The organism is uncultured Mediterranea sp., assembly GCF_902493215.1.
Taxonomy (GTDB): domain Bacteria; phylum Bacteroidota; class Bacteroidia; order Bacteroidales; family Bacteroidaceae; genus Bacteroides.
On sequence record NZ_CABUOL010000022.1, the window covers coordinates 1 to 25,893 of the forward strand.

Sequence of the window (25,893 nt, forward strand, 5' to 3'; positions counted from 1 at the left end):
GAGCGTAGATTTTTCGCGATTGTCGGCATTCAAAATCAGGCATAAATGAACGAAAATAGTTCAAAAAATAGGTGTTTGGAGTCCCAAAAGCTGGACGAGAGCCTGTGAATTACGATAAATCGACGGGGGAAAATTGAAAATAGAGAATGAAACCTTGTTGACTCGACAACTCTGTTTTGTTCATTCTGCTCTTGTTATTTAGCATCTTTTATCATAATCGCCCGTTACATTCTAAGCAAAAAGCAGTAATTTCGGGCGGTTTTTTACCGATTCATGAAAAATACTAATAAATTATCAATATGGAGAACTTGAATATTGCACTTCTGCTGATGGTGGTGGGCATGGCTACCGTGTTTGCCATCCTGCTGATTGTCATCTATTTAGGCAAGGCGATGATTGCACTTGTCAACAAGTATGCGCCCGAAGAGGCGGTGGCTGCCAAGAAGGAAGGTCCCGCTCCGATACCGGCCAACATCATGGCGGCCATCAGTGCCGCGGTTGCCGTAGTGACACACGACAAAGGCAAGGTGACGAAGGTGGAGAAACTGAGATAAAAAAACACATTATTCATATTTTTACAGAATAGAATCAACGATGAAAAGAGAAATTAAGTTCAGCTTGGTCTTCAGGGACATGTGGCAGAGCGCCGGTAAGTATGTTCCCCGCGTTGACCAGCTGGTGAAGGTGGCTCCCGCCATTGTGGAGATGGGCTGTTTTGCCCGCGTGGAAACCAACGGCGGCGGCTTCGAACAAGTGAATCTGCTTTTTGGAGAAAACCCGAATAAGGCCGTGCGTGCCTGGACGAAACCTTTCCATGAAGCCGGCATACAGACACACATGCTGGACCGTGCGCTGAACGGCCTTCGCATGAGCCCCGTGCCTGCCGACGTGCGCAAGCTCTTCTATAAGGTAAAGAAGGCGCAGGGCACTGACATCACCCGCACGTTCTGCGGACTGAACGACGTGCGCAACATCATCCCCTCCATCGGCTATGCCCACGAGGCCGGCATGATTTCGCAATGCTCGCTCTGCATCACCCACTCGCCGGTACACACGGTGGAATACTACGTCAACATGGCCAAGCAGCTCATCGAGGCAGGTGCCGACGAAATCTGCATCAAGGACATGGCGGGCATCGGACGCCCCGTGACGCTGGGCAAGATTGTGGCCGGCATCAAGCAGATCAAGGACATCCCCATCCAGTATCACAGCCATGCGGGCCCCGGCTTCAACATGGCCAGCATCCTGGCCGTCTGCGAAGCCGGATGCGACTACATCGACGTGGGCATGGAGCCGTTGTCGTGGGGTACGGGTCACGCCGACCTGCTCAGCGTGCAGGCCATGCTGAAGGACGCCGGCTATCAGGTGCCCGAAATCAACATGGAGGCCTACATGAAGGTGCGCGCCCTCATCCAGGAGTTCATGGACGACTTCCTGGGCCTGTACATCTCGCCGCGTAACCGTCTGATGAACTCCCTGCTCATCGGTCCGGGTCTGCCGGGCGGCATGATGGGTTCGCTGATGGCCGACCTGGAGACGAACCTCGAAAGCATCAACAAATACAAGGCCAAGCACAACCTGCCCTTCATGAAGCAGGACGAGCTGCTCATCAAGCTCTTCAACGAAGTGGCTTACGTATGGCCGCGCGTGGGTTATCCTCCCTTGGTGACTCCCTTCAGCCAGTACGTCAAGAACCTGGCCATGATGAACGTCATCGCCATGGAGAAGGGCAAGGAACGCTGGGGCATGATTGCCGACGACATCTGGGACATGATTCTGGGCAAGGCCGGAAAGCTGCCGGGCGAGCTGGCTCCCGAAATCGTGGAGAAGGCCGAACGCGAGGGACGCAAGTTCTTCACCGGCAACCCGCAGGACAACTATCCCGACTGCCTGGACAAGTACCGCAAGATGATGAAGGAGAAGAAATGGGATACGGGCGAAGACGACGAAGAACTCTTCGAATATGCTATGCACCCCGCCCAGTATGAGGCCTACAAGAGCGGAAAGGCCAAGGAAGACTTCCTGGCCGACGTGGAGAAGCGCCGCGCCGAGCAGAACAGCACCCCGGCCGACGACGCCAAACCCAAGACCCTGACCGTACAGGTGGACGGACAATCCTATCGCGTGACCGTGGCTTATGGCGACATCGACCTGCCCGCCTCGGCTACCGAGAAGGTGGCTCCCTCGGGCGAAGGCGAGCCGGTAGTGGCTCCGCTGGAAGGCAAGTTCTTCCTGACCAAGAACACGCAGGAGACGCCGATCAAGGTGGGCGACCGCGTGAAGAAGGGCGACCTGCTGTGCTACATCGAGGCCATGAAGACCTACAACGCCATCCGTAGCGACGTGGAGGGCACCGTGACCGCCATCTGCCTGAACTCGGGTGACTCAGTATCAGAAGACGACGTATTAATGAAGATAGGATAATGGAAGATATATTTGGAAAACTCTATGACATGACGGCGTTCAGCAACATCATTGCCGACCCGTCGTTCCTCGTGATGTATGCCATTGCCTTCATCCTGCTCTACCTGGGCATCAAGAAGCACTACGAGCCGTTGCTGCTGGTGCCCATCGCCTTCGGTGTGCTCATCGCCAACTTTCCGGGCGGCGAAATGGGTGTCATCCAGGCCGACGAGAATGGTATGGTAATGGTGAACGGGGTGATGAAGAACATCTGGGAAATGCCTCTGCACGAGATTGCCCACGAGCTGGGACTGATGAACTTCATCTACTACATGCTGATCAAGACCGGTTTCCTGCCGCCCGTCATCTTCATGGGTGTGGGCGCCATGACCGACTTCGGCCCCATGCTCCGCAACCTGCGCCTGTCCATCTTCGGCGCGGCCGCCCAGCTGGGTATCTTTACGGTGCTGATCTGTGCCGTGCTGATGGGCTTCACGCCTAAGGAAGCCGGTGCGCTGGGCATCATCGGTGGTGCCGACGGCCCGACGGCCATCTTTACTACCATCAAGCTGGCTCCCCACCTGCTGGGACCCATCGCCATCGCGGCCTACTCGTACATGGCTCTGGTGCCGGTCATCATCCCGCTGGTTGTGAAGCTGCTCTGCACCAAGAAGGAGCTGATGATCAACATGAAGGAGCAGGAGAAGCTCTATCCGTCGAAGACCGAAATCAAAAACCTGCGCGTATTGAAGATTATCTTCCCGATAGCCGTGACGACCATTGTGGCCCTGTTTGTGCCTACGGCCGTGCCTTTGATCGGTATGCTGATGTTCGGTAACCTCATTAAGGAAATCGGTTCGGACACGAGCCGCCTGTTCGACGCTGCCGCCAACAGCATCATGAACGCCGCCACCATCTTCCTGGGCCTCAGTGTGGGCGCCACGATGACGAGCGAGGCTTTCCTGAACTGGACGACCATCGGCATCGTAGCCGGAGGTTTCCTGGCCTTTGCCCTGTCCATCTCGGGCGGTATCCTGTTCGTGAAGCTGGTGAACCTCTTCTCGAAGAAGAAGATCAATCCGCTGATTGGTGCGACGGGCTTGAGCGCCGTGCCTATGGCAAGCCGCGTGTGCAACGAGATTGCCACGAAGTACGACCCGAAGAACCACGTGCTGAACTACTGTATGTCCAGCAACATCTCGGGTGTCATCGGTTCGGCCGTGGCTGCCGGTGTGCTCATCTCGTTCCTGGGATAAGATAAAGACATCCGATAAAGAAGGGTGTATCAAAAAATAAGTACTACATTTTGTCATTCTGAGCAAAGCGAAGAATCTCGAAAACAGTTATCTGTGTAGGGAGATCCTTCACTTCGTTCAGGATGACTTTTTTATGATAAAACTTATTTTTTTTGATGCACCCTCTCTTTTTTTGTGCTGTCTTGTAGCAGAGCCCGCTTACTTGCAGGGCACGCAGAGGGGGTGACTGGGGGTGAGGGTGTACGGAGTGTCGTACACCTGGATGGCCAGCGGTTCGCCCGCAAGGAGGGTAATCCGCACCTCGCCGGTCACTTCGACGCCCAGCTTCCTTCCCTGAAAGTTTACCTTGAAGGCATATTTCGTCCAATGCGAGGGCCGCACGGGCGAGAAGTTCAGTATCTTGTGGTACACCTGCAGGTTGGCAAATCCTCGGACGAGGGCCAGCCACGAGCCCGGCATGCTGGTGATGTGCAGGCCCTGGTCGGTCTCGTTGTTGTAGTCGTCCAGGTCGAGGCGGGTGGCGTGCAGGAAGAGGCGGTAGGCCTTCTCCGTCTCGCCGATGCGTGCGGCCAGGATGGCGTGTACGTGGGGCGAGAGCGATGACTCGTGTACGGTCATGGGTTCGTAGAAGTGGAAGTTGCGGCGGATGGTCTCCGTGTCGAACTTGTAGTAATACAGGTAGAGGCCCAGCAGGACATCGCTCTGCTTGATGTAGCAGGAGCGCAGGATGCGGTCCCACGACCAGTGCTGGTTGATGGGGCGTTCGTCGGCGGGGATGGCGTCGGTGGTTTGCAGGGTCTTGTCCATGAAGCCGTCGTTCTGCACGAAGATGCCCTGCTCCTTGTCTTCGGGCAGGTACATCCGGCGGGCAATGTCGCGCCAGAGGGGCGTTTCGCCTTCGTAGTCGAGGCCGGTGAGGCGGCAGATGCGGGCGTAGTCGTCGGGATGCTTCTCGGCGGCCAGGTCGAGGTAATATAAGGTGATTTTGAGGCAGCTGGTGCAGGAGAGGTTGGTGTACCAGTTGTTGTCCACGTTACTCTGATATTCGTCGGGGCCGGTGACACCCAGGATGACGTATTGCTGTTTGGGGCGTGAGAAAGTGACCCGCTGGCTCCAGAAGCGGCAGACGGCTATCATCACCTCCAGCCCGTACTTCAGAATGTAGTCGTCGGAGCCGGTGACGGTGGCATATTGCAGGATGGCATAGATGATGATGTTGTTGCGGTGTATCTCTTCGAAGGTGATTTCCCATTCGCTATGGCATTCTTCGCCGTTGTTGGTCACCTGCGGAAAGAGGGCTGCTCCGTTCCTGAATCCCAGCTTTTCGGCATTTTCGATGGCCTTGGGCAGCTGGTTGTAGCGGTACATCAGCAGGTTCTTCGCAATGCTTCGCGGGGTGGAAAACAGGAAGAAGGGCACACAGCACAACTCGGTATTCCAATAGGTGTTGCCGCCATACTTCTCGCCCGTGAAGCCTTTGGGGGCGATGTTCAGGCGGGGGTCGTCGCCGCGATAGGTCTGGTAGAGCTGGAAGATGTTGTAGCGGATGCCCTGCTGGGCTTCGGGGTCGCCCTCGATGGTGACGTCGGCTTCTTCCCAGATGGCATGCCAGGCTTGCCGGTGGTCTTCCGTCAGGGCGTCCCATCCGTCGGCCTTGGCCTGTCGGGCCATGCGGATGGAGGTCTCTACCAGGTGGGGCCTTTCGTAGTAGAGGGAAGAGGCCACGACGACATACTTCACCAGCGTCACCGTGTCGCCCGGCTTGACGTCGGCTCCCAAGCTGAAGCCGGTCACCTTGCCCTTCTCGATGCGGATGGGGTTGTGGACGGCTTCCTTGTTGTTCTTGTAGAAGTGATAGGACAGGGCGAAACAGACTTGCGAGTCTTCCCGTCGGGTTTGTGTCCACAGGTAGGCGCAATCCTGGCTGACGCCCGAATCAATCACATTCCATATCTTTTCTTCCGTATATTCGGCGTGGTCGTTCAGGTTGGCCTCGAGCAGGGGGAGCAGCGACAGGCGGCCGGTATAGTTGAGCGAGGTGACGCTATAGCGGATGAGGCAGAGGTCGGGGTGGGCCATGTTGACCAGATGCTCGACATGCACCTGCAGGCTGTTTCCGCGCGGAGAAGTGGCCTTGACATCGCGGTAGGAGATGCCGTCGTACATGTCGAGCCGGCGGTTGAAGCTGTTCACGTCCCATAGTGCCAGATCCAGCTCCTCGTCGATGAGGCGCAGGTGGATGCTGCTCCAGTTGGCGGCATTGGGGATGCGGGTGTAGAAGCGGGGGAAACCGTTCTTCCACCACGCTACACGGGTCTTGTCGAGGAAGGGGATGCCTGCCACGAACGAACCCGGGTAGCTGTCGCTGCTATAGGGCTCCTCGAAGTTGCCCCGTTGGCCGAAGCGTCCGTTGCCCAGGCTGAATATGCTTTCGGACATGCGGAGGTCGTCGGCATGAAACTCGTCTTCAATGATATTCCACTCGTCGGTCTTCAGATATCTTCTCATGGCGATAGTCTTTGTATAAGGGTTACGCCGTAAAGATAGACATTTTTTTCTTATTCCGATCGTCCTTCCTTGATAATATACACGCAGACAGCTCCTATCAGCAGCATGACGCCGGCGGTGACAAGCATGTTGATTTCGGGCGGCAGGCAGCCTTCGGGGGTGAACAGGGCCAGGATGCTTCCGCCCAGGGCGGCCGCTACAATCTGCGGGATGCAGATGGTACCGTTGAACAGCCCCAGGTAGGTGCCCATGTGGCTACCGCTCAGCGAGTTGGTGAGGATGGTGAACGGCAGGGCCAGCATGGCTGCCCAGGCGCAACCGATGAGCACGAACGAGAAGAACAGGGTGTAGGGGTCGTGGATGAAGTAGGTGGAGATGAACCCGATGCCGCCCAGCACGAGGCTGAGCGAATAGACCAGCCGGCGGTTCTTGAACAGGGGGATGCAGATGGCCCAGAGGACGGAACCGATGGCCTGCACGGCAAAGAGTACGCCCACCCAGTTGGCCGCCTCCTGATAGGGCTGGCTGGTGGTGTCGAGCACCACTTTCGTAACTCCGTTGACCACCGTCTCTACCGTAGGCGCGCCGAACACGTTGGCGGCGATGCTACCGTTGGTGTAGGTCCACATGAACATGAAGGCAAACCAGCAGAAGAACTGTACTAGTCCCACCGTCCAGAAGGTCTTGGGCGCCTTGACGAGCAGCTTCAGCATGTTGGTCTTCTCCTTCTCCTGCTCCTCGCTGATGCCGTGGTATTCGGCATACTCCTTGGGAGGCATCTCCTTGACCTTGACGCTGGTGTAGATTACGCACGCGATGAGGATGGCCGCGCCGATGTAGAAGGAATAGATGACGGAGTCGGGGATGACGCCCTGCGGAGCCGTGTTGCGGATGCCTATCCATGCGAAGAAGAAGGGGAACAGATATCCCACGAGGCTTCCGGCATTGCACAGGAAGCTCTGGATGGAGTAGGCCAGGCCTTTCTGCTTCTCGTTCACCATGTCGCCCACCATCATCTTGAACGGCTGCATGGCCATGTTGATGGATGTGTCGAGGAACATCAGGGCGAAGAGGCCGAATATCATGGCGGTGCCCACGCTCATGCCGAAGCTGCCCGCGTTGGGCAGGAGGCACATCACCAGCACGGCGATGAGCGAGCCGATGAACAGGTAGGGGATGCGGCGTCCGAAGCGTGTCCAGGTGCGGTCGCTGGCCGCCCCCACAATGGGTTGGACGATGATGCCCGCCAGCGGAGGCAGAATCCAGAAGTAGCTCAGGGTATGCGGGTCGGCGCCCAGCGTGGCAAAGATGCGGCTGATGTTGGCGCTCTGAAGGGCGTAGGCTATCTGTACGCCGAAAAAGCCGAAGCTGATGTTCCACAGCTTCCAGAAACTCAAGTCAGGTTTTACTTTCATGGTCGTTCTTTATGTTATTTCATTTCTTACGTTTCTCATTTGGTTGTGCCCCGCACCACCAGGTTGGTTCGCACGATTTTGTTCGGGCTTTTCTCCTCGCCCTCCAGCTTCTCGCAGAGGATGTTGAAGGCGCTCTTTCCCACCTCCTCGCCATGCTGCTCGACGGTGGTCAGCTTGGGGTCGGTGTTCTGGGCGATGACGCCGTTGGTGAATCCGCAGATGGAGACCTCGTCGGGCACCTTGACGCCCACCAGCTTGCACGCATAGAGGATGCCGGCCGCCGTCTCGTCGTTGATGGCGAAGAAGCCGTCGGGGCGGTTGGCGCTCTCCAGCAGGTCGGGCGTGAGGGCGATGGCTTGTTCGCGCGTGTCACAAAGGAGCATCATGCCCTCGTCTACGGGCATGTGGTACTTCTTCATGGCGTCCAGATAGCCGTTGCGGCGGTTCTTGGTGATTTCGAGGTGGGGCGACGAGCCGTAGAAGCAGATGCGCTTGCACCCCGTCTGTATCATGTACTCCACGGCGGCAAACGAGCCGGCATAGTCGTCCACCACCACCCGCTCGGTCTTGATGCCGGTGCAGATGCGGTCGTAGAAGACGATGGGTATGTTGTTGTCCAGCAACTCCTGGTAGTGTTCGTAGTGCGAAGTCTCCTTGGCCAGCGAAGCGATGACGCCGCACACGCGTGCGGCCAGAAACGAATGGACAATCTTCACCTCTTGTTCGTAGGACTCGTTGCTTTGGGCCACGATGATGTTGTAGCCGGCTTCGGAGGCCGCCTGCTCGATGCCGCTCAGTACGCACGAGAAGAAGTGGTGCACCATCTGGGGGACAATGACGCCGATGGTGTTGCTCCGTCCGGCACGCAGGTTCACCGCCTGTGCGTTGGGCTTGTAGTTGTGCTCGCGGGCATAGGCGTGTATCAGGTCGCGTGTTTCCTGGCTGATGTCCGGGTTGTCCTTCAGGGCCCGCGACACGGTCGAGGGAGATACGTTCAGCGCACGTGCGATGTCTTTGATGGTGATTTGAGGTCTGTTCATACGTATCGGTTTTTTTCCAGCCAAAGGTAGGCAATATTTGCCATCCGCCCAAGGGCCGGAGCTGCTTGCCGTTGCTTTTTTGTTGCAAAAATAGGCGATTTGGGCGGATTGGCGTTCAGTCTTGAATGTTATCGGGTTATCTGTTTTTGCAAACGATTGCATATAGGGGCTTCTGTTGCGTTCCTTTGGCAGGGCGGAGGAGGCGGAAGTACAGGAAGTCCGGCTTTTTCCCCCTGCATCTCACGCCGTGGGAAAACCTTTCTCTTTAAAGGAGAAAGCCTTTCCCTTTAAAAGGGAAGACCTTTCCCCCGGTGAGGGAAAGCTTTTCCCCGGTTTTGAGAAAGGGGTAGAAAGTCTATGTGCTGATAATCAGCATGGTTTATAGGGAGGACCAGGAGTTTTTTTCCATAAAATAGGAGCTATGTTTTCATCATCAGGATATATTGTTTATCTTTGAGTAAAATTATCCTTTTATGTTTTATTCAGTACATGTGATTATGAGACATTTTACTTTTTCCAGCCTCTTGCTGGCCCTCGTCCTCTTCTTCGGGGCCTGCAGCTCTTCTGCCAAGGAAGGCGAGGAGGGAGGCGAAACGCCCTCGGGCACGACAGACTTCGCCCTCGGGGCCGACATCAGCTGGGTGACCCAGATGGAGAGCCAGGGACATAAGTTCTACAATGCGGCCGGGCAGGAGCGCGAGTGCACCGCCCTGATGAAGGAGTGCGGCCTCAATGCCATCCGCCTGCGCGTGTGGGTCGACCCTTCGAAGTACGGCGGATGGTGCGACGTGGAAGATATGGTCGTGAAGGCCGTGCGGGCCAAGGACTTGGGCATGGACGTGATGGTGGACTTCCACTACAGCGACTTTTGGGCCGACCCCAGCAAGCAGGTGAAGCCCGCGGCCTGGAAGGACATGGACCTCGGCCAGCTGAAGGAAGCCATCAGGAACCATACCACCGAAGCCTTGCAGGCCCTGAAAGCCAAAGGCGTGACACCCAAGTGGGTGCAGGTGGGCAACGAGATACGCCCGGGCATGTTGTGGGACGAAGACGCCTCGCTCAGCGGTGCCTCGTGGAGCGGCGAAAGCACCATCGACTATGACGGTAACCGCAAGGTGAGCTTCAAGGAAAACTGGGCCAATCTGGCCGCCTTCATCAATGCGGGCTATGATGCCGTGAAGAGCGTCTTCCCGCAGGCTGCCGCCATCGTCCATCTGGACAACGGCTTCGACAAGAGCCTTTATACCTGGTTCTTCGACGAACTGAAGAAGAACGGCGGCAAGTGGGACATGATCGGCATGTCGCTCTATCCCTACTGGTGCATCAACTGGGACAACAAGGATGCCGACGGCAATCAATATACCGACCCCAATAAGGTGATTACCGACTGCATCGCCAACATCATGGCCGTCAGTGCCCGCTACGGTTGCGACGTGATGGTGGTGGAGACGGGCATGGAGTGTGCCGACGACAAGGGCAATCTGGCCGGCGACGCCGTCCTCCAGCAGGGCAGGGAGCAGCTGGCGCGCATCATCAAGGAATGCCGCGAGAATACCGGTGGCAAGTGCAAGGGCGTGTTCTACTGGGAGCCCGAGTGCAAGCCAAGCCAATACCGCCTGGGTGCCTTTACCGCAGACGGAAAACCTACCGTAATTATGAACGCCTTTAAAGACTGACAAATTTATGAACAGAAGATTGTTGGCAACCTTGTGTTGCCTGTTGTTGGCCTGGATGGTGGCCGCCCAGCAACGCACGGAGACGTTGTTGGAGAAGAACTGGAGATTTACGAAGGGCGACGTGGCCGATGCCATGAAGCCGGAGTTTGACGACACGAAGTGGGAGACGGTCACCGTGCCCCACGACTGGGCCATCTACGGTCCTTTCGACCGTAACAACGACCTGCAGAATGTGGCCGTGACGCAGAACCTCGAGACGGCCGCTTCGGTGAAGACAGGCCGAACGGGCGGTCTTCCCTACGTAGGAGTGGGGTGGTATCGTACCACGTTCGACGCTCCTGCGGGCAAGCAGGTGTCGCTCGTGTTCGACGGTGCCATGAGCGAGGCGCGCGTCTACGTCAACGGGCAGGAAGCCTGCTTCTGGCCTTGCGGCTACAATTCCTTCCATTGCGACGTTACACCTTATATATATAAGGACGGTCAGCCGAACGTATTGGCCGTGCGCCTGGAGAACCGTCCCCAGTCCTCACGCTGGTATCCGGGTGCGGGCTTGTACAGAAACGTGCGTGTCGTAGCCACGGAAGCGGTGCATGTACCCGTATGGGGCACCCAGCTCACCACGCCCCACGTGGCCGCCGACTATGCCTCCGTCTGCCTGAAGACCACCGTCGAGGGAGCCGGACAGCAGGACGTGCGCATCGTCACCGAAATCCTCTCGCCCGAAGGGCAGGTGGTGGCCGTGAAGGACAATACGATGAAAATCAACCACGGAAAGCCCTTCGAGCAGAACTTCCTCGTGGACAAGCCCCAGTTGTGGAGCCCCGAGACACCTTATTTATATAAGGCCTCTTCGAAGATATACGTGGACGGCCGTCAGGTGGACGAATACGTCACCCGCTTCGGCATCCGCAGCATCGAGCTGGTGGCCGACAAGGGCTTCTTCCTCAACGGCAAGCACCGCAAGTTTCAGGGAGTATGCAACCATCACGACCTCGGTCCGCTGGGTGCCGCCATCAACGTGGCTGCCCTCCGCCGCCAGCTGACGTTGCTCAAGGACATGGGTTGCGACGCCATCCGCACCTCCCACAACATGCCCGCGCCCGAGCTGGTCCAGCTCTGCGACGAGATGGGCTTCATGATGATGCTCGAGCCTTTCGACGAATGGGATATCGCCAAGTGTGAGAACGGCTACCACCGCTATTTCAACGAGTGGGCGGAGAAGGACATGGTGAACATGCTCCGCCAGTATCGCAACAACCCCAGCGTGGTGATGTGGAGCATCGGCAACGAAGTGCCTACCCAGTGCAGCCCCGAAGGCTACAAGGTGGCCTCGTTCCTGCAGGACATCTGCCATCGCGAAGACCCCACACGCCCCGTCACCTGCGGCATGGATCAGGTATCCTGCGTCCTGGGCAATGGCTTTGCCGCCATGCTCGACGTGCCCGGCTTCAACTACCGCACGCACCGCTACGTGGAGGCCTACGGCCAGTTGCCACAGAACCTGGTGCTGGGTTCCGAGACGGCTTCCACCGTCAGCTCGCGTGGCGTCTACAAGTTCCCTGCCGAGCTGAAGAAACACGCCATGTACGACGACCATCAGTCTTCGGGTTACGACCTGGAGGCCTGCTCGTGGTCGAACGTGCCCGACGAGGACTTTGCCCTGGCCGATGACTACGACTGGACGCTCGGCCAGTTCGTGTGGACAGGCTTCGACTATTTGGGCGAACCGTCGCCCTACGACACCGACGCATGGCCCAGCCATAGCTCCGTGTTCGGCATCATCGACCTGGCCAGCCTTCCCAAGGACCGCTACTACCTCTATCGCAGCCTTTGGAACAAGCGCGACAACACCCTCCATGTATTGCCCCACTGGACCTGGCCTGGCAGGGAAGGGGAGAACACGCCTGTCTTTGTCTACACCAGCTACCCCGAGGCCGAACTCTTCGTCAACGGGAAGAGCTACGGAAAGCAGCGTAAACTGGATGCGAAAACAGCGCTTTCGTTGAAGGAAAAGGATGCTTTGTGGTTGCAACGCCGCTACCGCCTGATGTGGATGGACGTACCCTATGAAGCCGGCGAACTGAAAGTCGTGGCCTACGACAAGGACGGCCGCCCCGCCGAAGAGAAGATTGTGCGCACGGCCGGCAAGCCCCATCACCTGGAAGTGGTGGCCGACCGCATGCAGCTCACGGCCGACGGCAAGGACCTGGCTTACATCACCGTCCGCGTGGTGGACAAGGACGGCAACCTCTGCCCGGCCGACAACCGCCTGGTGACCTTCTCTGTTAAGGGAGCGGGTACCTATCGTGCGGCCGCCAATGGTGACGCCACCTGTCTGGACCTCTTCCACCTGCCGCGCATGCACGCCTTCAGCGGCCAGCTGACGGCCATCGTGCAGACGGGTACCGAAGCCGGCCAGCTGGTGTTCGAGGCAAAGGCCAAAGGTTTGAAGTCTGCCAAACTCACACTCGACGTGACACGCTGATGAAGCGTTTCCGAAGCACTTGCCTGCTTCGGTCCTGATATTGAGTCGGGGTTGTGTCAACAGAACTCAGCGCAATCTGTGGTGAGTCCTTTTGACACAACCCCGACTTTCTTTTCACTATACCTCCGCTTTCATGCATCATGATGCAATCGTTTGCATGCTTTCTGAAGCATCTTTTTGTCGGTTGTCAAAACAAGGTAAACACGAAACTCATACTTTTGTCTTGGTGCAATATGTACAGACGGCAGACGGCTGTCGGTGAATGTACCGCGTGTTTTTTGATAAAGATAATTTTATTGTTAACTTTAATTTTTGTAGATGCATGAAGCAAGTTAATCTTAGAATCTGTCAAACGATTCTGACCCTAGTATTAGGGATGTTCTTGTGTGCTGGCGCTTATGCACAGACTGTCACCGTGAAAGGACATGTGAAAGATGCCCTGGGTGGTGTGATTGGCGCGAATGTAGTGGAAAAGGGTAATACCTCCAACGGTACCATTACCGACATGGATGGTAACTTTACCTTAACTGTACCTCAGGGTGCAACGTTGGTTGTTTCGTTTATCGGTTACAAGACGCAGGAAGTGGCAGCCGCCCCTTCGGTCGTAATAACATTGCAGGACGACACCGAGTTGTTGAGCGAGGTGGTGGTCATCGGTTATGGTGTGGCCAAGAAGAATGACTTGACCGGTTCGGTGACGGCCATCAAGCCCGATGAAATGAACAAAGGTTTAGTAACTAATGCTCAGGACATGATGCAGGGCAAAATTGCTGGTGTAAATGTTCAGAACAATGGTGGTCAGCCGGGTGGTGGAGCTACTATCCGTATCCGTGGTGGTTCCTCTTTGAATGCTTCAAACGACCCGCTGATTGTGATTGATGGTTTGGCTATGGACAGTTATGGTGTTCAGGGTTTGTCGAATCCGCTTTCTATGGTAAATCCGAATGATATTGAAAGCTTTACTGTTCTGAAAGATGCTTCAGCAACCGCTATTTATGGTTCTCGAGCATCAAATGGTGTTATTTTGATTACTACAAAGAAAGGTTCCAAGGGCTCTAAACCCAAGGTTACCTACAATGGAAATGTATCGTTCAGCAAGGTTAAGCAGACGGTAGATGTCTTGGATGGACCTGCTTATATGGATTATGTTCAGAATTTGTTCGGCTATTCGGACGAAGACTTCTTGAACAGTGCTGAATATCAGTCTTTGGGATATTATGACGAAAACGGCAATCATTTGTTCGCCAATACCGATTGGCAGGACGAAATCTACCGTACGGCTATCAGCACGGATCATAATATTACAGTTTCAGGTGGCTTGAAAAATATGCCCTACCGAGTTTCTTTTGGATATACCAACCAGAACGGTATTTTGAAAACCTCAAATTTCGAGCGTTACACAGCAAGCTTCAATATAGCTCCATCGTTCTTAGACAATCACTTGAGTGTCAATTTGAATGCAAAAGGTATGTATTCGAATACTGATTATGCCGATGAAGGTGCTATCGGTGCTGCCGCTTCTATGGACCCCACAAAACCTGTGTATGACAATACTGAAGCCGGTAAGAAGAATTATGCAGGTTACTGGCAGTGGCCATATGCTTCAGATTATGACCCGTCTTGGCAATATGGCGTAAACAACCTGGCGGTTGGAAATCCCGTGGCTATACTGAATCTGCACTCTAATACAGGTGAGTCTAAGGTGTTGATGGGTAATGCGGAAATTGACTACAAAGTACACGGTTTTGAAGATTTGCGTCTGCATGTTAATGGTGGTATGAATCTGTCTTCAGGTGAAACCAATCAAAGCTATTCTCCTTATTTCTATGATACAGCCAACTATTATTATGGTAACTATGGTTGGAATACGATGGATACTTATAATCTTTCATTGAATGCCTATGCGCAATATACGAAAGATTTTACGGAGGATCACCATTTTGATATTATGGCTGGTTATGAATGGCAGCATTTCCATAAAGAAACTGATTATTTCTATTGTGGATACTATCAAGACACCCACGAAGAATTCCCGGGTCAACAGTATAATCCATCAGAAAATACATTATACAAGACTGAAAACTATCTGGTTTCTTTCTTTGGACGTTTGAACTATTCTTATAAAGATAAGTATCTGTTGACAGCAACTTTGCGTGGTGACGGGTCTTCACGTTTCTCTCCAGATAATCGTTGGGGTATATTCCCGTCAGTCGCTTTGGCTTGGCGTTTGAAGGAAGAAGCTTTCTTGAAAGATGTAGATGTGCTGTCTGATATGAAACTTCGTTTGGGATATGGTATTACTGGACAACAGGAAGGTATTGGCGATTATACTTATTTCGCATCTTATACTCCTAACTCTCAAGGTGCCTATTATCCGATAGTCGGCAATGGAATTACCTATAGACCTGATGCATATAATCCGGATTTGACATGGGAAAAGACGACAACTTATAATGCGGGTATCGACTTAGGCTTTTGGAATAATCGGTTGACTGCAAATATTGACTATTATTATCGTAAAACGACAGACTTGATCAATACCGTGTTTATCGCGGCAGGTTCAAACTTTTCCAATAAGTTGACGAGCAATATCGGTTCATTGCATAATCAAGGTGTGGAATTCGCATTGACTTGGCGTGCTATCCAAATGAAGGATTGGAGTTGGGAACTTGGTTATAATGTAACTTGGAATTCCAATGAAATTGATGAACTGGTAGCGAGTCAAGGTGATGACTATGTTGTGCAATACGGTGGTAGTGCTGTAGGCGCAGGTAGCTCGGATGGAATAAAGGGTTGGGCAGTAGGTCAACCGTCCACTGCTTATTATACTTATCAACAGGTCTATGATGAAAATGGCCAGCCCATTGAAGGCGAATTTGTAGACCGCGATGGTAATGGTGTAATCAACGGTGACGACCGTTATTTCTATAAGAAAGCAGATCCCGATGTACTAATGGGACTCACATCTAAGTTGATTTATAAGAATTGGGATTTAAGTTTTTCTTTGCGCGCAAGTTTGGGCAACTACAATTATAATGCGGTTGAGTGCAGCAATTCTAATCTTTCTTCTTCCAGTACTTATTCTGGGTCTACGTGGCATAATGTATTGGATATGACAAGGCCTAAGAATTGGCAACAAGTTTCTTCAACTGATGCCCTGTCTGACTACTTTATTCAAAATGCTTCGTATTTGAAGTGTGACAACATTACTTTGGGTTATTCTTTTGATAAGATAGGAAAGCTTGCTTTAGGTGGACGAATCTATTTTACAGCTCAGAATGTATTTACTGTTACGAAGTATAAAGGATTGGATCCTGAAGTCAACGGTGGATATGACAGCAACATTTATCCCCGTCCTTTTATGGGTATTTTGGGAGTTAGTCTTAATTTCTAATCATTTAAAATTTGTGGAATATGAAATTTAATAAAATAAAAGCATTTATTTTTGCGGCAAGCCTGGCACTGTTGATGGGGAATACATCTTGTGTCGGTGATTTGGATGTCACTCCAATCAATCCGCAACAAACAATGGAGGCAGACAATGATGCTTTATTCAATAAAGTATATGCCAGTTTTGCTTTGACAGGTCAGACAGGTCCTGCCGGTAGCGGTGACGTGGCAGACATTGATGAAGGTCAGTCCGATTTCTATCGTATGTCTTGGTATCTGAATGAATTTACAACGGACGAAGCTCATTGGGTTTGGGCAACAGATGCCGGTGTACCCGATTTGCTTCATAATTCTTATGGTGCTAGTAACGTATTTTCAGTAGGCTTTTACTATCGTTTATATTTTACGATTACATTATGTAACTTTTATTTGGAGCAAGTTCCAGAAGATGGTACTCCTGAGACAGCCATGAGGCGGGCTGAAGTGCGATTTATCCGTGCCTTACAATATTATTATGTGATGGATATGTATGCCAATGCTGCATTTGTGACAACTGTCACTTCGGATTTGGCTGAACGCTATACCCGTTCGCAACTCTTTGAATTTGTTGAAACCGAATTGTTGAATTGCGTAAATGATATGGCCGATGCAGGGCAGAATACTTATGGCCGGGTGGATAAAGTAGCTGTATGGAATCTCTTGTCGAGACTTTATTTGAATGCAGAAGTATACACTGGTAACGCCCGTTGGGAGGATGCCATGAATTATGCAGACAAGGTAATCAATAATGGTTATTATCATCTGTGTACAGTGGGGGCAACCAATCCTTCGACAGGTGAAGTTTACTCTCCATATCAGATGTTGTTCCTTGCCGATAATAATGAGACAGAAGCTCGTTATGAGATGATTTTCCCAGTTTTGTTTGATGGTGTAACCACTAAAAGCTATGGTGGAATGAACTTCCTGATACTTGCTGCCTATAGTTCGGACATGAGTGTCAATGTTCCTTCCGGAACGAATAACAGTTGGAACCGGTGTACAAGAGTACGTCAGCAGTTGCTGGATAAGTTCTTCCCAAGCAGTACAGCGCCGGCTGCCAACTCTGTAGCTGCAATGACTGCTGCTGCTAACGATGACCGTGCTTTGTTCTACGGTGAAGGCTTTACCCCGTCTATTGATGACGAAAGCGAACAGGCTGCCGGTTATGGTTGTGTTAAGTTTAGAAATGTACGTTCGGATGGTCAGCCCAATCAAGTCATTGATTATGTGAATACCGATTTGCCATTGTTCCGTATTGCTGAAGCCTATCTTACTTATGCCGAGGCTTCTACTCGCTTGAACGGTGTCAATACAGATGCTTCAGAAAAGATTAATGATTTGCGCAGACGTGCCAATGCGGCTACTCAGAATGTTTATACATTGGACAACATTTTGGATGAATGGTCAAAAGAATTCTGGTTTGAGGGACGTCGTCGTATGGATCTTATTCGTTTCGGCCGTTTCGGCGGACAGGCTTCCTATAAATGGGAATGGATGGGCGGTACTTATGATGGTGCCCAGTTTGGTAGCTATATGAATATTTTTGCTATTCCTGAAAATGATTTGACCAATAATAGCAACCTGATTCAAAATCCTGGTTATTAATTTATTAAAATGAATATAGTATGAAAAAAATTAATATATTGGCTGGATTGTTTCTGGGGATAGGCTTGAGTCTGTTCACAGCCTGTGAAGACGATAATGATTCAAATCCCATTGTCCAGCAGCCTGATACATTTGAATTGAATACACCTGCATTGAGTGGTAATGTATATGATCTGGAGAAATCCTCGTATATACAATTGACTTATAAACAACCTGATTATGGTTATACTGCAGCTGTCACTTATTATGCACAGGTATCAATGACCGATAAATGGAATGACGCGACGGAAGAGTCGGAGGCTACTTATGTAGAGCTGAATGGCAATTCGTCTACTTGTGAATTTGGTGTGGAAACTTCGCAGATTGATCGGGCGATTATGCAACTGGGTGGATATGATGAAGAAACTGTTCCCAAAGAAGCAGTGAAGATTTACATTCGTTTGAGAGCCACATTGACTTCTGGTTACCAGTGTTACTCGAACTCTATTGCGTTGTCTGTGTTCCCCTATTATATGCCTGTTGTGAATGCTGAGCCAGAGATTTGGTATCTGGTTGGCGATTGCATCGGTGACGGTACGTGGGGAAATGATGGTCCCGGAAATATTGGCGTATCATTGATACCGATGTCTATCGTGGACGGATATGAATATAATGCAACTACCGGTCAGGGAGAAATTATCTTTACCGGTTACTTCCTGGCAGGCAAAGGCTTTAAATTGATCAAGACCCCGGGCAGCTGGGATAATCAATGGGGTAATTCTTCTGCTGCAGGTATTGACAGTCCTGTGAAGAATGATGGTGGTTCTTCAAACTTGCAGGTGGCAACAAGTGGCTATTATTCAATCAAGTTGAATACAGCTACAGATGTATTGACAATTGAGGCGGTGGAGGCTCCAGACGTTTATCATATCATGATGCAAGGTGATTTTAACGGATGGACTGATGTTGCAATGTCTCCGGTAAATACCGTGGAAGGAATGAACAATCATGTTTGGAAGTATGAATTGGATGCAACTTCTGGAGACACAACCGCTAAATTCAAAGTAGGTCCTGGCGAAGGTGGTAGTGCTGACGGTTGGGGTGTTAACTGGGGAGGAACAAGTTTCCCGTATGGTATCGGATCCAATGGTGGTGCCAATATCTCCATTCCAGCCGGCCGGTATAATGTTATTTTCAATGATATTAATGGCTTCTATTACTTTTATTCCTTAGATTGATGTGAGATGGTGGGATGTGCCGAAGTTGATGGCACATCCCTCCACTCGGAAAATATAATTTTTTTAGTTTTATGAAAAAGAAAGCTTTATATTGTTTGTTCCTCTTGGTCCTTACTTTTGTGGGATGTAAGGGTGATTATACAGATTGGGCTGCGCCACAAGGTTTTGAACAGGAAGAAGGCAGAAACGTTTCTTTGTCTGCCGTGGCTGCCGATCCTATAAATATGGCGGAGGTCACTACTGATTCTATTGTGTTGTTTACGCCGTCTGTAACTATGGGAGAATCTGATGTGGTATCTTCCTATGAATTATTGTTGGGCGGTACTCATAATTTGCCTGTAAGTTTGGAAGGTAAGGCAAAAGTTTCGGAATTGGCGGATGTGGTGGTTTCATTGTTTGGTCAAGCTCCTGTCGAGCGTACCATCTCGAGTTCGTTGAGTGCCTTTATTTCTGCGGGAGAATCTGTCATGAAAGCTACAACGTCTATCGAGTTAAAGGTGACATTATCTGTTGATTTCACAGAGTTCATTTATTTGCCTGGTAATCATCAAGGATGGAATACTTCCAATGCTCCGGCATTACGTTCTCCCAATTTTGATGGAGTGTATACAGGATTTAGTTATCTGGATGGTGACTTTAAGTTTAATAAGAGTCGTGACGCAAGTTGGGCAGATGGTGAATATAACTATAATGATTTCTCTACTTACAGTCCTGAAATAACTCTTGGTGAAGGAACAAACTTTAATGTAGCCACTCCCGCATTTTATTATATTGTTGCTGATGTAGCAACGGGAAAACTTACGGTAACGGCCACTAATTGGGGAATTATGGGTGATGCAACCGTTGGAGGATGGAACACGGATACACCATTGACCTATAATGTAGCAGATGCTACATGGACGGTAACTACCGATCTGATTGCTGGAAAGTTTAAGTTCCGAGCTAATAACGATTGGGCTATCAATTTAGGTGGTGATATCGATAATTTGACTCAGAATGGATCAGATATTGTAGTAGAAGAAGCTGGAAACTATACGATTACAGTGTATATGACTCGAAGTACTTCTGACAATATTTATTGTGTTCTGACCAAGAATTGACAGATCGTGTCAGGATTTTGATATAATCCGGTAGAGTCCACTGGAGAAAGAATATTTTGCAAGAATTGTTGTCTTTCTTGAGGAAATGTCTTTGTCCAGTGGATTTTTTATTCTAATATGGAGAATTTTTATTCATCTATTAATCCAATAGAAATAGATTATCATGCATTATTTGTTGAGATTTAGCTATAATTTTTTAATAAGTTTACTGGCATTAGGAGTCGTTTCTTGTTCGGATACAGAGTCTGATATCCCTTCACCTGAACCGACACCGACCGAATGGTCTTCCATTACCGCTACTCCCGACAGCTGGGATAATCAGAAGCGGGCTGATATCTCGTACCAACTTCTGGTATATTCTTTTGCTGATAGCGACGGAAACGGATGGGGAGATTTCAATGGCATTACAGCCAAATTGGATTATTTGCAGCAGATGGGGGTAGGAGCTATTTGGCTTTCGCCCATTCATCCGGCCATGTCGTATCATGGATATGACGTGACGGACTATACGGCGGTCAATCCGCAATATGGGACGATGGCCGATTTCGAACGCCTGGTGACGGAAGCACATCAGCGGGACATCAAGGTTTATCTGGATTATGTGATGAATCATACCGGTAAAGATCATCCATGGTTTGTCAGTGCCAAGGCATCGCCCGACAGTGAGTATCGTGATTATTATGTCTTTTCACAGGATCCTGCGGCTGATATTGCGGCTGGGAAGATTCCGATGATTGCTACGGAAGGAGCGGCCGGATATAATGCAGGCGAATGGTTCTCGACCACTTCGGCTGATGACGAAATGACAGGATGTTACAAGTTTGTGCTCGACTGGTCGGATGCCGCTCATCCTACGGTGACGGTGACTCAGGCCGAGAAGCCCGATGCTGACAATCCTGACACGAGTACCGCTGGGGCCAAATATCTGTATTACGGTGATGAGGTCTGCAAGAAATTCTATGACCGTGGAAACGGAGTCTACGACCTGACGGTGGACTTCGCTTCGGCATGGGGCTTTCTGATCCGTACCAGTAACACATCTTGGGATGGCGGCACGAAATACGGCGCTTCTTCCAAATCGGCCAAAGTGAAGCTGGGTGAGCCGTTTGCTTTGGACAACAAAACGGCTGCCGATATCCTGTTCGAATCAATGGACTTATGGTATTATCATTCTCATTTCTATACCGATTGGTTTGCCGACTTGAATTACGGAAAAGTGGATGCCGTAGCTACCAATCCAACTTATCTTGCCATGGTCAGCGCGGCCAAAGGCTGGGTGGACAAAGGAGTGGACGGATTGCGGCTGGATGCGGTGAAACATATCTATCACAATGCGACCTCCGATGAAAATCCCCGTTTCCTGAAAACGTTTTACGACGACATGAATAAGTATTACAAGCAGACGGGAAAGACGGATAATTTCTATATGGTAGGTGAAGTGCTTTCGGAGCACAACGAGGTGGCGCCTTATTATGCCGGCCTTCCTGCTTTTTTCGAGTTCTCTTTCTGGTATCGACTGGAGTGGGCCATCAACAATGCGACCGGTTGCTATTTTGCCAAGGATATCCTGAGTTATCAGCAGGAATATGCGTCTTATTGTAGTGATTATATTGAGGCAACGAAGCTCTCCAACCACGATGAAGACCGTACAGCTTCCAAGCTGGGCAAGTCGGCAGACAAGTGTCGGCTGGCAGCGGCGGTGCTGCTGACGGCGGCTGGCTCTCCTTATATTTATTATGGAGAAGAACTCGGATTATATGGTACCAAGGAAAAAGGTGATGAATATGTACGCGCCCCGATGCTGTGGGGCGACAGCTACACCACTTCCTATACCGATAAGGTGGATGCCGGAGTTGCTTCAGCAGTAAAGTCGGTGGCCGACCAGCAGACAGATAATAGTTCGTTGCTGAACACATACCTCACTTTTACACGTCTTCGAAATACCTATCCGGCTTTGGCAGAAGGAACCATGAGCCGGCATGCCGTCTACAATGAAACAAATGAGACTTACAAGTCGCTGGCGGCCTGGTATATGACGAAGGACGAGGAAAAGATGCTGGTACTCCATAACTTTGGAGGCGCGGAAGTACAGTTCCCGCTGACCGACGAAGTGGAAAAAGCTGTGGCCGTATCGGGCAATGCAGAGCAGGCGACCGAAGAAGGGCAGACGCTTGTGAAGTTGGGTGCCTATTCCTCTGTCGTATTCAAGCTGAAATAGGAAAAAGCTTATTCATAAATCCAAGTCAGCACTCGGTTGAGCCACTTCCAGCGGAAGCGGAACCAACGCCGGGTGCTGATTTGTTTTCCGCCGAAACGGAGAACAAATTCGCGGTAGCCATGCCGGCGGAAAGGAAGTCCCACGTCCAGAAACTCCAAATGGCGGTATCCCTGCTGACGGGCATCGTCGAGGGCTTTCCATACAGCCAGTACGCCGGGGTATTGCAGGGCGTAGGTCTTGCGCATGCCACCCGAAAACCACAGGTAGGCGTTGCTGCCCGAGTAGATGCAGGCACTGCCACCGATAATCTTGTTTTTGTAGGTGACGATAAAGATGCGGCTCTGCCGTTGCGGGTCAGTAGCCTGTAGGGCCAGTTGCCTGAAGAACTCCCGACTGGGGAAATGGCGGCGTATCTTCCACGAATAGACGTGGTGCAACATGTGGGCAAACTCCTTGATTTCTTCGGTCGTACGTGCTTCGCGCACTTCGGCACCGTTCTTCAGACCTTTCTTTATCTGACGGATGCGCGACGGGCTGAAACGCACTTCGGTACGGGGCATGTCGTGCAGGGAATTGCGTACGCGCAGCCAGTTGATGGGGAAGTAGCTGCACGAACGGAACGAGCGGTAGCCGAAGCGGGCGTCAGGCAGGTTGCGGAACTCGATGAGGAAACAGCTGCGCAAGGCTTCGTCGGTGAGCCGCTGGAGCATGTCGCTGAAGACGGCTTCGCGGTCGATACCTTCGGCCAGGTATTCGCCGTTGCCGAAGACTTCGCAACGGTGGATGATGCCTGGCGGGAATAGACGCACGCTGCGGCGGACGACGGCCAGTAACTTGGCTACGGGCTGCCCGTCGAGGCTGGCCACAACAAGCAGAGGCCTGTAGCCCGGCGTCGCTTCGTAGATGCGGAACAGGGTTGCCGAATGGAAGGTGTCATTTCCCGGCAGGGGAGGAATGTCGCTTCCCGCGTGATATGTCGTCAGTTTCAAAGGCATCGACGGCAAATTTAGAAAATATTCTCGTATCTTTGCAACGTTTATCAAGTTTAATCGGGAAGAGAGTGCTCTCTTCACTACAAATAGATGATTCAGTTATGGAAAGTTTCAGCGAATTGATAAAGAACCGTCGCAGCATGCGCAAGTTTACGGACGAGGAATTGACACAGGAAGAAGTGGTGACGCTGATGAAGGCGGCTCTAATGGCACCTACATCGAAGCGCAGCAATGCCTGGCAGTTTGTGGTGGTGGACGATAAGGAAACGCTCCAGAAGTTGTCCCGTTGCAAGGAACAGGCCTCGCAATTTATAGCCGACGCAGCGCTGGCGGTGGTTGTTATGGCCGACCCGCTGGGCAGTGACGTGTGGATAGAAGATGCTTCTATTGCCTCCATCTATCTCCAGTTGCAGGCCGAAGACCTGGGATTGGGCAGTTGCTGGGTACAGGTGCGCGAGCGTTTTGCCGCTCCGGGCATCACGTCCGAAGAGTATGTGCGCGATGTGCTCGACATCCCTTTGCAACTCCAGGTGCTCAGCATCATTGCCATTGGCCATAAGGGCATGGAGCGCAAGCCCTTCAACGAGGAACACCTGCAATGGGAAAAGATTCACCTGAACAAATACGGAGGAAACAACGGTGAGTGCGGCGAAGGCGAATAACAATAAGGACACATACAAGGCTACGGGCATCACACTGATGGTCTTCGGCGTGCTCTACCTGCTGGACAAGCTGGTGCACTTTGCGGCATTGGGTTTGCCGTGGGTCATGCAGAAGGACAACTTCCTGCTCTACACGGCTGTTATTTTCCTGCTGGTCAAGCACGACAAGTCGGTCGGCCTGGTGTTGGCAGGCCTCTGGCTGGTGCTGAACTTCGGGTTGATAACCGCTTTGCTGGGTACCTTGTCGGCCTATCTTTTGCCACTGGCGCTGCTGGTGATAGGCATCATCCTCTATTTTATAGCTACGAGATAACGAAACGAAATCCATTATGAAAAGAAGTATAGAAGATACATCCATCGTGTTCGTCGGGGCAGGCAACTTGGCCACCAATCTGGCCCATGCCTTCTACCGCAAAGGCTTTCGGGTGGTGCAGATATACAGCCGTACGGAGGAGTCGGCCCGAACGCTGGCTCAGGCCGTTGAGGCCGACTATACCACGAGCCTCGCGAGCGTAGTGCCCGATGCGCAACTCTACATCGTGTCGCTCAAGGACGACGCCTTGGTGGAGCTCCTGCCGCAAATGGTGGCAGGCAAGGGAAGGGGACTTTGGGTACATACGGCCGGAAGCATCCCGATGGACATCTGGAAGGGGCATGTGGAGCGCTACGGCGTGTTCTATCCTCTGCAAACTTTCAGCAAAAGCCGCCTGGTGGACTTCCGCGAGATACCCGTCTTTGTGGAAGGCAGCTCGGATGAGGAAGTGCACTTCCTCAAGCAGATAGCCTCGGCCTTGTCGCGCAAGGTGCTGGAAGCCTCTTCCGAACAACGGCGCAATCTGCATCTGGCAGCCGTTTTCACCTGCAATTTCACCAACCACATGTATGCCCTGGCCGAGCATCTGCTGCAGAAGTACGACCTGCCTTTCGATGCGATGCTGCCCCTCATCGACGAGACGGCGCGCAAGGTGCACGAGCTTTCGCCCCGACTGGCGCAGACGGGACCGGCCGTACGCTACGACATGGGCGTCATTGGCAAGCACCTCGACATGCTGGCCGACGAGCCTCAGATGCAACAGCTCTACCGTCTGCTCAGCGATGATATCCATCGGCTGGCATAGTTTAAAACTGGTATTGAGATAATAAACTGTTGGTTTCAAAAGTTGTTTAGACAATGAAACCAGTAGTTTCAAACTTGTTTCGTAATTTGAAACCATCGGTTTCATTTAAAGAAACCACTGGTTTCATTCAATGAAACTACCGGTTTCAAGCAATGAAACCACTGGTTTCAACCGATGAAACTTTTTGTGAAACCCTATTAAATGAATCAAACCATCGTGAGTACCATCAATTATGATTTAAGGAAGATACGGGCCTTGCTGTTCGATGTGGACGGCGTGCTCAGTGCAAATGTCATTCCCATGAGTCCCGAAGGCGAGCCCATGCGTACCGTCAACATCAAGGACGGCTATTCGCTCCATTTGGCTGCCAAGTCGGGCGTACTGCTGGGCATCATAACGGGAGGGAAGACCGAGGCCGTGCGCAGCCGTTTCCTCTCGCTGGGCCTGAAGGAAGAGAACATCTACCTGGGTTCTTCGGTCAAGATACACGACTATTGCGACTTCCGCGACCGCTATGGCCTGCTCGACGAAGAAATTCTCTATGTGGGCGACGACATCCCCGACCTCGAAGTGATGCGTACCTGCGGCTTGCCCTGCTGTCCGCACGACGCCGTGCCCGAGGTGAAGGCCGTATCCCGTTACATTTCGTATGCCGACGGCGGGTATGGCGTAGGGCGCGACGTCGTGGAGCAGGTTCTCAAGGTGCAGGGACTCTGGTTGGCCGACGAAAAGGCTTTCGGCTGGTAACCGGTCTTCTATATTATTGTTC

18 protein-coding genes are annotated in these 25,893 nt (G+C 51.8%); 14 read left to right on the top strand and 4 right to left on the bottom strand.

Annotation, left to right across the window (positions count from 1 at the left end):
* Positions 1–299: 299 nt before the first annotated feature.
* From RDO88_RS11415 to RDO88_RS11425, 3 genes are read left to right on the top strand one after another with little or no spacing between them, the layout of a single operon-like run.
* The gene (locus tag RDO88_RS11415) at positions 300–554 is read left to right on the top strand and encodes an OadG family protein (protein WP_021848407.1); all 255 of its coding nucleotides are present in this window, start codon (positions 300–302) and stop codon (positions 552–554) included.
* A gap of 40 nt (positions 555–594) precedes the next feature.
* Positions 595–2,424 carry a biotin/lipoyl-containing protein gene (locus RDO88_RS11420; RefSeq protein WP_307759496.1) on the top strand — a complete coding sequence of 610 codons (1,830 nt, stop codon included), beginning with the start codon at positions 595–597 and terminating at the stop codon, positions 2,422–2,424.
* Positions 2,424–3,659, top strand: a complete 1,236-nt coding sequence (locus RDO88_RS11425; protein WP_307759497.1) for a sodium ion-translocating decarboxylase subunit beta — start codon at positions 2,424–2,426, stop codon at positions 3,657–3,659. Before RDO88_RS11420 ends, RDO88_RS11425 begins: the two co-directional genes overlap by 1 nt.
* Before the next feature lie 198 nt (positions 3,660–3,857).
* On the opposite strand, the gene RDO88_RS11430 is transcribed toward RDO88_RS11425, so the two are convergent.
* The 3 genes from RDO88_RS11430 to RDO88_RS11440 are packed head-to-tail and all read right to left on the bottom strand — an operon-like array spanning position 3,858 to position 8,622.
* Complete coding sequence (locus RDO88_RS11430; RefSeq protein ID WP_307759498.1) at positions 3,858–6,167, bottom strand: family 65 glycosyl hydrolase domain-containing protein; 2,310 nt, start codon at positions 6,165–6,167, stop codon at positions 3,858–3,860.
* Between the two features lie 50 nt (positions 6,168–6,217).
* Complete coding sequence (locus tag RDO88_RS11435; protein ID WP_022021427.1) at positions 6,218–7,582, bottom strand: SLC45 family MFS transporter; 1,365 nt, start codon at positions 7,580–7,582, stop codon at positions 6,218–6,220.
* A 35-nt stretch (positions 7,583–7,617) separates the two neighbouring features.
* Positions 7,618–8,622 (bottom strand): substrate-binding domain-containing protein, encoded by a 1,005-nt coding sequence (locus RDO88_RS11440; RefSeq protein WP_307759499.1) that lies wholly within the window; start codon positions 8,620–8,622, stop codon positions 7,618–7,620.
* Positions 8,623–9,119: 497 nt separating this feature from the next.
* Between RDO88_RS11440 and RDO88_RS11445 the strand changes: the two genes are divergently transcribed.
* The 7 genes from RDO88_RS11445 to RDO88_RS11475 all read left to right on the top strand — a co-directional run bounded on the left by RDO88_RS11445 (position 9,120) and on the right by RDO88_RS11475 (position 22,352).
* Positions 9,120–10,298: a glycosyl hydrolase 53 family protein gene (locus tag RDO88_RS11445; RefSeq protein WP_307759500.1), complete on the top strand. Its 1,179-nt coding sequence runs from the start codon at positions 9,120–9,122 to the stop codon at positions 10,296–10,298.
* 7 nt (positions 10,299–10,305) lie between these two features.
* Positions 10,306–12,783, top strand: coding sequence for a glycoside hydrolase family 2 TIM barrel-domain containing protein (locus RDO88_RS11450; RefSeq protein WP_374043946.1), 2,478 nt, complete (start codon positions 10,306–10,308; stop codon positions 12,781–12,783).
* Positions 12,784–13,105: 322 nt separating this feature from the next.
* Positions 13,106–16,177 carry a SusC/RagA family TonB-linked outer membrane protein gene (locus RDO88_RS11455; RefSeq protein WP_307759526.1) on the top strand — a complete coding sequence of 1,024 codons (3,072 nt, stop codon included), beginning with the start codon at positions 13,106–13,108 and terminating at the stop codon, positions 16,175–16,177.
* A gap of 20 nt (positions 16,178–16,197) precedes the next feature.
* Entirely contained in the window at positions 16,198–17,817 is a 1,620-nt protein-coding gene (locus tag RDO88_RS11460; protein ID WP_307759501.1) for a RagB/SusD family nutrient uptake outer membrane protein, read from the top strand.
* A 20-nt stretch (positions 17,818–17,837) separates the two neighbouring features.
* Positions 17,838–19,034 (top strand): SusE domain-containing protein, encoded by a 1,197-nt coding sequence (locus RDO88_RS11465; RefSeq protein WP_307759502.1) that lies wholly within the window; start codon positions 17,838–17,840, stop codon positions 19,032–19,034.
* Positions 19,035–19,105: 71 nt separating this feature from the next.
* Positions 19,106–20,134, top strand: a complete 1,029-nt coding sequence (locus RDO88_RS11470; RefSeq protein WP_307759503.1) for a DUF5115 domain-containing protein — start codon at positions 19,106–19,108, stop codon at positions 20,132–20,134.
* Between the two features lie 163 nt (positions 20,135–20,297).
* Positions 20,298–22,352, top strand: coding sequence for an alpha-amylase family glycosyl hydrolase (locus RDO88_RS11475; protein WP_307759504.1), 2,055 nt, complete (start codon positions 20,298–20,300; stop codon positions 22,350–22,352).
* 8 nt (positions 22,353–22,360) lie between these two features.
* Here RDO88_RS11475 and RDO88_RS11480 read toward each other — a convergent pair whose 3' ends face one another.
* On the bottom strand, positions 22,361–23,347 hold the full coding sequence (locus RDO88_RS11480; RefSeq protein WP_307759505.1) for a GNAT family N-acetyltransferase: 987 nt from the start codon (positions 23,345–23,347) through the stop codon (positions 22,361–22,363).
* Between the two features lie 98 nt (positions 23,348–23,445).
* Between RDO88_RS11480 and RDO88_RS11485 the strand changes: the two genes are divergently transcribed.
* From RDO88_RS11485 to RDO88_RS11500, 4 genes are all read left to right on the top strand, one after another.
* The gene (locus RDO88_RS11485) at positions 23,446–24,006 is read left to right on the top strand and encodes a nitroreductase family protein (RefSeq protein WP_307759506.1); all 561 of its coding nucleotides are present in this window, start codon (positions 23,446–23,448) and stop codon (positions 24,004–24,006) included.
* Positions 23,984–24,319, top strand: coding sequence for a hypothetical protein (locus tag RDO88_RS11490; protein ID WP_307759507.1), 336 nt, complete (start codon positions 23,984–23,986; stop codon positions 24,317–24,319). Before RDO88_RS11485 ends, RDO88_RS11490 begins: the two co-directional genes overlap by 23 nt.
* A gap of 16 nt (positions 24,320–24,335) precedes the next feature.
* Positions 24,336–25,124 carry a DUF2520 domain-containing protein gene (locus RDO88_RS11495; protein ID WP_307759508.1) on the top strand — a complete coding sequence of 263 codons (789 nt, stop codon included), beginning with the start codon at positions 24,336–24,338 and terminating at the stop codon, positions 25,122–25,124.
* A 216-nt stretch (positions 25,125–25,340) separates the two neighbouring features.
* A complete protein-coding gene (locus RDO88_RS11500) occupies positions 25,341–25,871 on the top strand; it encodes a 3-deoxy-D-manno-octulosonate 8-phosphate phosphatase (protein WP_307759527.1) in 531 nt (176 codons plus the stop codon).
* Positions 25,872–25,893 lie beyond the last annotated feature (22 nt).

Coding starts and splice junctions, on each gene's coding strand:
- RDO88_RS11415 (WP_021848407.1), top strand. CDS start 300: ATGGAGAACTTGAATATTGCACTTCTGCTGATGGTGGTGGGCATGGCT.
- RDO88_RS11420 (WP_307759496.1), top strand. CDS start 595: ATGAAAAGAGAAATTAAGTTCAGCTTGGTCTTCAGGGACATGTGGCAG.
- RDO88_RS11425 (WP_307759497.1), top strand. CDS start 2,424: ATGGAAGATATATTTGGAAAACTCTATGACATGACGGCGTTCAGCAAC.
- RDO88_RS11430 (WP_307759498.1), bottom strand. CDS start 6,167: ATGAGAAGATATCTGAAGACCGACGAGTGGAATATCATTGAAGACGAG.
- RDO88_RS11435 (WP_022021427.1), bottom strand. CDS start 7,582: ATGAAAGTAAAACCTGACTTGAGTTTCTGGAAGCTGTGGAACATCAGC.
- RDO88_RS11440 (WP_307759499.1), bottom strand. CDS start 8,622: ATGAACAGACCTCAAATCACCATCAAAGACATCGCACGTGCGCTGAAC.
- RDO88_RS11445 (WP_307759500.1), top strand. CDS start 9,120: ATGAGACATTTTACTTTTTCCAGCCTCTTGCTGGCCCTCGTCCTCTTC.
- RDO88_RS11450 (WP_374043946.1), top strand. CDS start 10,306: ATGAACAGAAGATTGTTGGCAACCTTGTGTTGCCTGTTGTTGGCCTGG.
- RDO88_RS11455 (WP_307759526.1), top strand. CDS start 13,106: ATGAAGCAAGTTAATCTTAGAATCTGTCAAACGATTCTGACCCTAGTA.
- RDO88_RS11460 (WP_307759501.1), top strand. CDS start 16,198: ATGAAATTTAATAAAATAAAAGCATTTATTTTTGCGGCAAGCCTGGCA.
- RDO88_RS11465 (WP_307759502.1), top strand. CDS start 17,838: ATGAAAAAAATTAATATATTGGCTGGATTGTTTCTGGGGATAGGCTTG.
- RDO88_RS11470 (WP_307759503.1), top strand. CDS start 19,106: ATGAAAAAGAAAGCTTTATATTGTTTGTTCCTCTTGGTCCTTACTTTT.
- RDO88_RS11475 (WP_307759504.1), top strand. CDS start 20,298: ATGCATTATTTGTTGAGATTTAGCTATAATTTTTTAATAAGTTTACTG.
- RDO88_RS11480 (WP_307759505.1), bottom strand. CDS start 23,347: ATGCCTTTGAAACTGACGACATATCACGCGGGAAGCGACATTCCTCCC.
- RDO88_RS11485 (WP_307759506.1), top strand. CDS start 23,446: ATGGAAAGTTTCAGCGAATTGATAAAGAACCGTCGCAGCATGCGCAAG.
- RDO88_RS11495 (WP_307759508.1), top strand. CDS start 24,336: ATGAAAAGAAGTATAGAAGATACATCCATCGTGTTCGTCGGGGCAGGC.